Genomic DNA, 9,157 nt, shown 5'->3' with positions numbered 1-9,157 from the left:
CCCGTCCGCCGCTCGACGCCCATTAACGCACCCGAAGGATTGTTAGTGTCGTTTCCGCTCGACTTGCATGTGTTAGGCCTGCCGCCAGCGTTCAATCTGAGCCATGATCAAACTCTTCAATTTAAGATTTTGTGACTCAACGAATACTGACTTCAAAACTAATATTCATGTAAACATGAACATGTAATTCTAAAGCTATTACCATTCCAACAGAATGATAATGAATTGACTGTGCCGAATAACTACAAGTAGTTAAACGTATTGGTCACTCAGTTCATTGAAATCAATTTTGTTACCGAAGTAACTGCTATTACCTAAGTAATAACGTTTTGATATTCATCAACGAGTGCCCACACAGATTGATAGGTTTAAATTGTTAAAGAGCTTCTCTTCGTTGTGACTTACATCACTTCGGAAGAGGCGGCTATTCTAGCGATTTAATTCTCAGTGTCAAACACTTTTGAAAATTAATTTCTACTTTCTAAAAGTAGGAGCGAATTATCGCTTAAAGCTAGTTGCCTAACTAACATTCTGCGCTGAAGCCTTGTGGCGTCTGCCGTGTCAGTGAGGCGGCATTATAGAGATGTTCCTCACATTGGCAAGTGTTTATTAAAGAAAAATGCAAAAATAACGATTACATGACGAATAAACACTCAAAGCCTTATTTATGCAACTTTAACTACAAAGTAACTACACAATAACCACAGACTTATCCACAATCGCTCTAATTTTATCCCCTAGAAACTAAAAAGCTACCTAATGGCAGCTTTTTAAATAGCAATGAGTCTAAATCCCAGAACCATATTGCTCTCCATCATCTTCATGGAGACCACATTCTCGTTTGAGCCCATTAAAACGAGTTTCCTCTTCAGTCATACCCGGTTCCCACTTCTTAGTTGTATGTGTATCTCCAACAGAAAGGTAACCCTGCTCTCGAAGCGGGTGATAACCGAGGCCATGCTCTTCTAGGTAATAGTGAACATCTTTATTCGTCCAATCGATTACCGGCAAAAATTTAAACACACCATTTTGGATAGATAAGATTGGCAAATTTGCACGCGATTGAGATTGTTCTCTTCTTAAACCGGAAAACCATGTCCCAGCCTCGAGCTCATCTAGCGCTCTTCTCATCGGTTCAACTTTATTAAGCTTGTTGTACTTCTCTATCCCTTCTATACCTTGATCCCAAAGTTTTCCATATTGCGCTTCTTGCCAATTAGGGCTCTGTTGGGCGCGAAAGACTTGAAGGTTTAGAGTCAACTTCTTACTTAACTCATCGATAAAGCGATAGGTCTCCGGAAATAGATACCCCGTGTCCGTCAGAATAACCGGAATGTCTGGTTTTGCTTGAGTCACTAAGTGCAGCATTAACGCGGCTTGAATGCCGAAACTTGAAGACACAACATGTGATCCTTCCAAGTTTTCTAATGCCCATTTAACTCTTTCTAATGCTGTTAGCTGTTCTAACTCAGCATTAATTTGCCCAAGACGAAGTATTTGTTCCGTCTTAGTCAATGCGAGTAGCTCTGCTAACTTCAATTTTGAAGCGACAGAATTATGCATGCAGATCCCTCTTGGAAATGATCACCTCTTCGATGATGCCAGCTCGGATTGTAAAATCACCGAACCCTTCATTGTCGTTACGTTCCGTAGCCCAACGTGCCACCAGCGAATCAATCTCTTCTAAGATCTGAGCTGAAGTGATGTTCTCTTTATACATCTTCGGGATACGAGTTCCGGCTTTGTTGCCACCTAAGTGCATGTTGTAACGCCCCGGCGCCTTGCCGACTAAACCCAGTTCAGCCAACATTGCACGACCACAACCGTTTGGACAACCCGTGATGCGAAGGATGATGTTATCTTCTTCTGGTAATCCGTGTTTCTTCAGAATGTCTTCAACATCCGTTACAAACTCAGGAAGAAATCGCTCTGCTTCTGCCATTGCTAAAGGACATGTTGGGAATGCCACACAAGCCATTGAGTTTTTACGCTGCTCGGAAACGGCATCATCCATCAGACCGTATTGACGTGCCAGCTTTTCAATTTTTGCCTTTTGGCTCTTAGGTACACCTGCAACAATTAGGTTTTGGTTCGCTGTCATGCGAAAGTCACCTTTGTGGATCTTAGCTATTTCAGCAACACCTGTTTTCAGCGCTTTCCCTGGGAAATCAAGCAAACGACCATTTTCGATGAATAACGCTAAGTGGTGCTTACCATCAATGCCTTCCGCCCAACCGATACGATCGCCACGGCCAGTAAACTTATAAGGACGACTTTCAGAAAACTCAACGCCTGCACGTTTTTCTACTTCTGCTTTGAATACATCAATACCAACACGGTCTAGTGTGTATTTGGTTTTTGCATTCTTACGATTTGAACGGTTACCCCAGTCACGCTGAGTCGTTACCACCGCAGCTGCTACATCTAACGTTTTATCTAATGGCACAAAACCAAAGTCGTCAGCTTTACGTGCATAAGTAGAGGTATCACCGTGTGTCATCGCTAAACCGCCACCAACTAACACGTTAAAGCCCACCAGCTTTCCGTCTTCAGCAATAGCAACAAAGTTAAGATCGTTAGCATGAACGTCCACATCATTTTGCGGAGGAATGACAACCGTCGTCTTGAACTTACGCGGTAGGTAGTTGCTACCAAGGATAGGTTCTTCATCCGTTGTTGCTAGCTTTTCACCATCTAACCAGATTTCTGCATAAGCACGAGTCTTCGGCAATAGATGTTCACTGATCTTTTTCGCCCACTCGTAAGCTTCTTGATGAAGTTCAGATTCAACTGGGTTTGTCGTACACAGAACATTTCGGTTTACATCACCCGCTGTCGCAATGGAATCAATGCCAATATTATTTAGCGTTTGGTGCATCAACTTAATGTTCGGCTTCAACACACCGTGGAACTGAAACGTTTGACGTGTTGTTAGACGAATTGAACCGTAAGAGGTGCTTTCGTCTGCGAACTTATCAATCGCCAACCACTGCTTAGGGGTAATGATGCCACCCGGCATACGCGCACGCAGCATGACGTTATGTAAAGGTTCGAGCTTTTGCTTGGTACGTTCGTTGCGAATATCACGGTCGTCTTGTTGATACATACCGTGGAAACGAATCAACTGAAAGTTATCAGCAGTAAAGCCACCAGTTATGCGATCTTGGAGATCTTGTTCAATCGTACCGCGTAGGTTATTACTTTCACGCTTAAGACGCTCATTGTCAGCCAAAGGTCCAAGTACTTGACCTAGCACTTCTTGCTCTATTACTTGCTTGCTCATTAGTACACATCCCTTTGGTAACGTTTTGCTTTACGTAAATCATTAATATATTGTTCAGCTTGCTCACGGCTTTGGTTGCCATGTTTTTCCGCTATCGTAACTAACGCCTCATGAACATCTTTCGCCATTCGAGTTGCATCGCCACATACATAGAGGTACGCGCCCTCTTGCAGCCATTGCCAAACCTGCTCTGCTTGTTCGAGCAAACGATCCTGAACATAAACCTTTTCTTTTTGGTCACGGCTAAAGGCAACATCGAGCTTAGTTAGCGCGCCAGACTTGAGGTACTTTTGCCATTCAACTTGGTATAAGAAATCTTGAGTAAAGGTACGGTCACCAAAGAACAACCAGCTTTTACCTTGAGCATCATTGTTTTCACGCTCTTGAACAAAACTGCGGAAAGGTGCGATACCTGTACCCGGGCCGACCATGATGATTGGTGTACTGTCGTCTTGTGGTAGCTTGAAGTTATTGTTGTTCTCTACAAACACCTTAACTTCGCCACCTTCTTCAAGACGCTGAGCCAAGAAGCTTGATGCTCCACCTAAGCGAGACTCTTCACCTTTTTGGTATTCAACCAGACCAACCGTTAAGTGAACTTCTTCATCTACTTCGGCTTGGCTTGATGCAATAGAGTAAAGGCGCGGAGTCAGCTTACGTAGCAGGCCAATTAACTCATCAGCCGATAGCTTGGTTTTCTTTTCAGCGAGTACATCGACGATTTGTGTATTACCCGCATATTCTCGAAGCTTGTCTTTATCTTCCACCAGTTTGATTAACTTCTTGCTGCCCGATAACTCAGCAAACTTAGTCACAAGTTGAGGGTTTGAAGTGGTAATCTCAAATTTACTCACTAGCGCACTATGAATAGATAGATTATCACCATCGACATCGACACTTTCTATCCCCGACAACCCAACCTTAGAAAGGATCTGGTTCGCGAGTTCTGAACTGTTTTCATACCATACACCTAGCGCATCACCAGGTTGATAGGTAATGCCAGATTCATCAAGATCGATCTCGATATGACGAACATCTTTACCCGAGTCACGACCGGTGATCTTTTGACTGGTTAATAATGTCGCTGTATATGGATTTTGTTTGGTGTATTGCGAATGACCGGCAGCCGCTTGGCCTACTGGTAACTGAACAATGTCAGCCTCGGCACCTGTTGATAGCGTTTCTTGAACTTGTGATAAAGCTTTAGCGCGCCATTCCGTTGCTGACTCTTCGTAATCAACATCACAATCAAGGCGATCGACAAACGATTTCGCACCAAGCTTAGCGAGGAAGTTATCGAAGTCTTTAGCCGTTTGGCAGAAGAACTCATAGCTTGAGTCACCTAAACCAATCACACCGTATTGTAGGTTTGATAATTTTGGCGCTTTCTTCGATTGAAGGAATTCATGCAACTCAATCGCGTTATCAGGGGCTTCGCCCTCACCATTGGTTGAAGCGACGAAAATGACGTGTGTCTCTTTGGCTAGGTTCTTACCTTTATAATCACTCGCATCGAAAAGCTCGACGGCGATACCTAAGGCTTTTGCTTCTGCCTCTAGCGATTCAGCGACGCCTTTAGCATTACCGGTTTGAGAAGCGAAGATAATGCTGAGCTTACCCGCTGGCTTAGCCGCTACTGCAGCGGCCGCTTGAGCGATTGGCGCGGCAGCACCGACAGGCTGAGCTTGGCTCACTCCCCAAAGGTAACCACTGACCCATGCCAGTTGCTGTGAAGACAGTTCAGAAACAGTTTGCTGAAGATGACCCAATTGTTGGTCATTAAGTGGTGCTGCTAGCCCAGGTAACTCATTAGCCCCAGACTGTGCATTATTGTTTTGTGAAGACTCTTTCTTATTTAAAGACATGGTCACGACATCCCTAATCATTGCGTGACGATAGATTAACCACTCCTTTTAATAACAAGAAAGAATAGAAAAGTATGTTTTATAACTTTTTGGAAGTAAAAACCGATTGAAACGTAAATTGTCTTACTGGTTTTCAATGCGTACTTGCTGAAAGCCAACCGCCATTGCCGACTTAGATGCTAAGTCTAAATCCGCGTAATGACACTCTTCACCATGAACATCCGTAAGCAGAACAAAGCCACCGCCCATATGACGAAACTCCACAACCCAAGACCCTTCTTGAATTGAGGGCTCTATGATGGCTTCAACTAACAGGTTTTCTCTATATAAATTTCGTAATTCATTGAGTGTCATATTCCATCCCTTGCTTTGACCTCACTACATAGACCTTATAAGAATAGACGCAAATTGGCTCTCTGTATTAAGGATGGTCGAAAGTGATGAATGTGCTAACTAATTCCAGAAAGATATAATCAATAGATATAAAAAAACGCCACTTAATAAAGTGGCGTTCTTAAAATTTGCTCTAAATGAGCTTGAATAGCCTAGAAGCGCACTTCAGCACCAGCAAACCAACCATCGACCATGACAAAGCTCTTGCCTAGATCAGAACTAAAGAATTCATCCGAGTCTAGATCGATAACACGGTATCCACCACGCAGAGCAATTTCAGATTCTGATACAGGGATTCGGTACTGAACACCTGCCATCAAGTCAGTGCTCTTAATACCACTGCTATCACCGAACTCCATGGTACCAATGATATCGAAGTTGGTGTCCGGCACATTGATCTCTGCGTTACCGTAGAAGCTCCACGTGAACTCATCAAACGTCGATGTTTTTGCACCCGTCGCTTTTGGTTCAATGTAATTAGAGTTTGAGTATTGAGTAAACGTCACACCAGCATCGAAGTTCATCAACTTGTGCTCTAACAGTGTGTAGTAAAACGTGTAGTCGTACTTATCAAAAGCCAACGAGTCCGCATCAATAGAGGTATAACGGAAGCTAGCATTTGGGAGCATTGGGGCATTATGCTCAAATGCGAAATACAACGAAGGTGAGTTAGAGTCGTCATCTTGTCTAACTTCGTTTAGCTTTGTACTTCCCCACCACATATCGGCACCGACTTTAGCCGTGTAAGAAAACTCCTCAGCAGCAGACACAGCTGAACTTAAAGATAGCATTCCCACTAAAGCAATTAATGGCATTTTATTCATTTGAGATAGCTCCAATTCCATATCGTAGTGCTAATTGTATGCACATTCATAGATTATTGGGGAAAATTCTACCACACATCTTAAATTCTAAAACGATAAACCGCTGACGAGTAAAGATTTGACGGCACTATGACCTTAGTAACGTCTCTGGTTAGAACTGTGTACAAAGTTTTTGAAAAACCACACACCGATTGCAATCACGATCAACCAAGGCAGTAACTTAAACACAACGCCCATCATACCTAAGACCAACATGACTAATAACGCTACTCCGGTTGCGGCCAATACCGTCATAAACGTGATACCTGTGACAAGCAGAGTTGCAACGAAAATAAGAACAAAGATTAATTCAAACATAATGGTCTCCCTAATGAGTTAATGACCTATCTTTCCTACTTTCTAACATTGCAGCTTCCATACCAAGTATGCCAACCCAAGAAAATCCTTATTTATCAGATAAATAAAAAGCCACACATCTTCATGCGTGGCTTTTCGGAAACTTGTAGTGGTAAATTTAGCCTCTAATGGCGAATTTAACCTTAAGTTTTTAACTTAGAGGGAGGTTAAACATTTAGCTCTTTAGGGATCTTAGCCAATGCTGTTTGCATCACTTCGATACCTGCACCTTTCTTATGTGCGTTTTCACTGATGTAGCGACGCCATTGTCTTGCACCAGGCATGCTTTGGAACAAACCAAGCATATGACGAGAGATATGTCCTAAGCTTGCGCCATTTGAAAGTTCACGTTCGATGTACGGGTACATTTCTTCAACCACTTGTGAGCGCTTCTTGATTGGCGTGTCTAAACCAAAGATCTGCTGATCGACTTCAGCCAAGATAAATGGGCTATGGTAAGCCTCACGACCAATCATCACGCCATCAAGGTGTTGTAAGTGCTCTTTAGTTTGCTCAAGAGTAGTAATGCCACCATTCACGGCAATCACAAGATCAGAGAAGTCTTTCTTGATTTGGTATGCACGATCGTAATCTAGAGGTGGGATCTCACGGTTCTCTTTCGGGCTAAGGCCACTCAGCCATGCTTTACGCGCATGGATAGTAAATTGCTCACAACCGCCTTTTTCAGAAACCGTCGAAACAAACTTAGTTAAAAACTCATAAGAGTCTTGGTCATCGATACCGATACGCGTTTTCACGGTAATTGGAATATCAGTGACTTCTTTCATCGCTGACACACAATCTGCCACAAGCTCTGGCTCAGCCATTAAACACGCACCAAAGCGACCGTTTTGAACTCGGTCTGAAGGGCAACCTACGTTAAGGTTCACTTCATCATAACCGCGCTCACCAGCCAGTTTGGCACAAGCAGCCAGATCAACCGGATTAGAACCGCCGAGTTGAAGAGCAAGAGGATGTTCTTGCTCGTTATATTCTAGAAAGTCGCCCTTACCATGTAAGATCGCGCCCGTTGTTACCATTTCCGTGTACAGAAGAGTCTGCTGAGAAAGCAAACGGTGAAAGTAACGACAGTGGCGGTCAGTCCAATCGAGCATGGGTGCAACAGAAAGTCGGTTACTAGCGTATTTACTGGTTTTATTAGTGTTTGTCATGATTCAGTCTCAATTAATACTGTACAAACATACAGTGAATTACCTAGAATTAAACGGAATTACTTCCTGTAGTACCCCTCAAGTACCCCTTTAGGAGTTGGACAATGGCAAGTTATACCATCGAGACCAGAAAGCTAAAAAGCGGTGAACCAAGGTTCAAGGTAACAATCATCGTTAAAAAGAATTCGCGCATTATACACAGGGAAAGCAAAACTCTAAAAAAGAAAGCACTCGCTAAAGCTTTCGGTAAAAAAAGGGTAGCTGAACTAGAAGCTCAAGGGGTACTCAGTCAGCCAAAAACAGTCCCCCTTTCGGTACTCCTCGATTTATTCATGGCCGAAAGAGATCTTTGGGACAATACAGGCCGCACCAAACGCTATGTGATTAAGATGCTTAGGGATTGCGACATCGCCCAAGTTGAAAGTAATCAGCTACGAACTAGCGACTTAATCGAGCACTGTAAAAACAGAAGAGGCGCAGGAGCCAAACCCGCAACGATTTATCATGATATTGCTTACCTACGTTCTGTAATGAAAAAGTCTAAGCCTGTCTTCAACATCGACACCAATCACCAAATATTTGATGAAGCCGTCCCAGTTCTGATTGATATGGGGTTAGTTGGTAAGAGTCAGAAGCGAACACGTCGCCCAACTTCTGAAGAACTGAAACTATTAAAGCTTGGATTAGAACAACGCGAGTCTTTCCGGCCAAATGGTACAACGCGAATCCCATTCACCGATATTCTTGAGTTCAGCATTCTCACTTGTATGCGAATTGGTGAGGTCTGCAAGCTGCGTTGGGAAGACCTGAACCCAGAACATAAAACGATACTGGTTAGAGATAGAAAAGACCCAAGGAAGAAAGAAGGTAATCACATGATTGTTCCCTTACTTGGTGAATCATTTGAGATCGCACTAAAACAACCGAACAAAAGCGAGCTTATTTTCCCGTACAACTCACGAAGTGTTAGCGCTGGCTTTCAAAGAGTTAGAAATGAGCTGGGTATAGAAGACTTGAGATATCACGACTTGCGAAGAGAGGGGGCAAGTCGGTTATTTGAAAAAGGCTATTCGATTGAAGAGGTGGCTCAAGTGACAGGTCATCGCAACCTGAACATCTTGTGGCAAGTTTACACCCAGCTATTTCCTCACCACTTACACGAGAAAAATTAAATAACGCCACCTTAAAAATTGATCAAAACAACAATTAACCTTAATTTTTATA

8 protein-coding genes and 1 rRNA gene are annotated in these 9,157 nt (G+C 43.1%); 1 reads left to right on the top strand and 8 read right to left on the bottom strand.

Going from position 1 to position 9,157, the window contains the following annotated elements; translation table 11 throughout:
• From HRQ85_RS21840 to dusA, 8 genes are all read right to left on the bottom strand, one after another.
• Positions 1-123 (bottom strand): 16S ribosomal RNA (locus HRQ85_RS21840); the annotation flags it as partial.
• Positions 124-786: 663 nt separating this feature from the next.
• Positions 787-1,563, bottom strand: coding sequence for a phosphoadenylyl-sulfate reductase (locus HRQ85_RS21835; RefSeq protein ID WP_050634941.1), 777 nt, complete (start codon positions 1,561-1,563; stop codon positions 787-789).
• The gene (gene cysI / locus HRQ85_RS21830; RefSeq protein WP_172380593.1) at positions 1,556-3,283 is read right to left on the bottom strand and encodes an assimilatory sulfite reductase (NADPH) hemoprotein subunit; all 1,728 of its coding nucleotides are present in this window, start codon (positions 3,281-3,283) and stop codon (positions 1,556-1,558) included. The genes HRQ85_RS21835 and cysI overlap by 8 nt, the downstream gene beginning before the upstream one ends.
• Positions 3,283-5,148 carry an assimilatory sulfite reductase (NADPH) flavoprotein subunit gene (locus tag HRQ85_RS21825; protein ID WP_172380592.1) on the bottom strand — a complete coding sequence of 622 codons (1,866 nt, stop codon included), beginning with the start codon at positions 5,146-5,148 and terminating at the stop codon, positions 3,283-3,285. Before HRQ85_RS21825 ends, cysI begins: the two co-directional genes overlap by 1 nt.
• Positions 5,149-5,271: 123 nt before the next feature.
• Positions 5,272-5,502, bottom strand: coding sequence for a hypothetical protein (locus HRQ85_RS21820; RefSeq protein WP_004735813.1), 231 nt, complete (start codon positions 5,500-5,502; stop codon positions 5,272-5,274).
• A 191-nt stretch (positions 5,503-5,693) separates the two neighbouring features.
• Positions 5,694-6,365: a TIGR04219 family outer membrane beta-barrel protein gene (locus HRQ85_RS21815; protein ID WP_050651410.1), complete on the bottom strand. Its 672-nt coding sequence runs from the start codon at positions 6,363-6,365 to the stop codon at positions 5,694-5,696.
• A 135-nt stretch (positions 6,366-6,500) separates the two neighbouring features.
• Entirely contained in the window at positions 6,501-6,722 is a 222-nt protein-coding gene (pspG, locus tag HRQ85_RS21810) for an envelope stress response protein PspG (protein ID WP_017059950.1), read from the bottom strand.
• Between the two features lie 206 nt (positions 6,723-6,928).
• The gene (gene dusA, locus HRQ85_RS21805) at positions 6,929-7,933 is read right to left on the bottom strand and encodes a tRNA dihydrouridine(20/20a) synthase DusA (RefSeq protein WP_019822275.1); all 1,005 of its coding nucleotides are present in this window, start codon (positions 7,931-7,933) and stop codon (positions 6,929-6,931) included.
• A 104-nt stretch (positions 7,934-8,037) separates the two neighbouring features.
• Here dusA and HRQ85_RS21800 point away from each other — a divergent pair, with 104 nt between their 5' ends.
• Complete coding sequence (locus tag HRQ85_RS21800) at positions 8,038-9,105, top strand: site-specific integrase (protein ID WP_172380591.1); 1,068 nt, start codon at positions 8,038-8,040, stop codon at positions 9,103-9,105.
• The last annotated feature ends 52 nt before the right edge of the window (positions 9,106-9,157 follow it).

Origin of the sequence: Vibrio sp. Vb339 (assembly GCF_902751245.1) — a bacterium.
Classification (GTDB): Bacteria; Pseudomonadota; Gammaproteobacteria; order Enterobacterales; family Vibrionaceae; genus Vibrio; species Vibrio coralliirubri.
The sequence above is the reverse complement of the archived record's forward strand: the minus strand, read 5'-3'. Positions and strand labels throughout refer to the sequence as shown.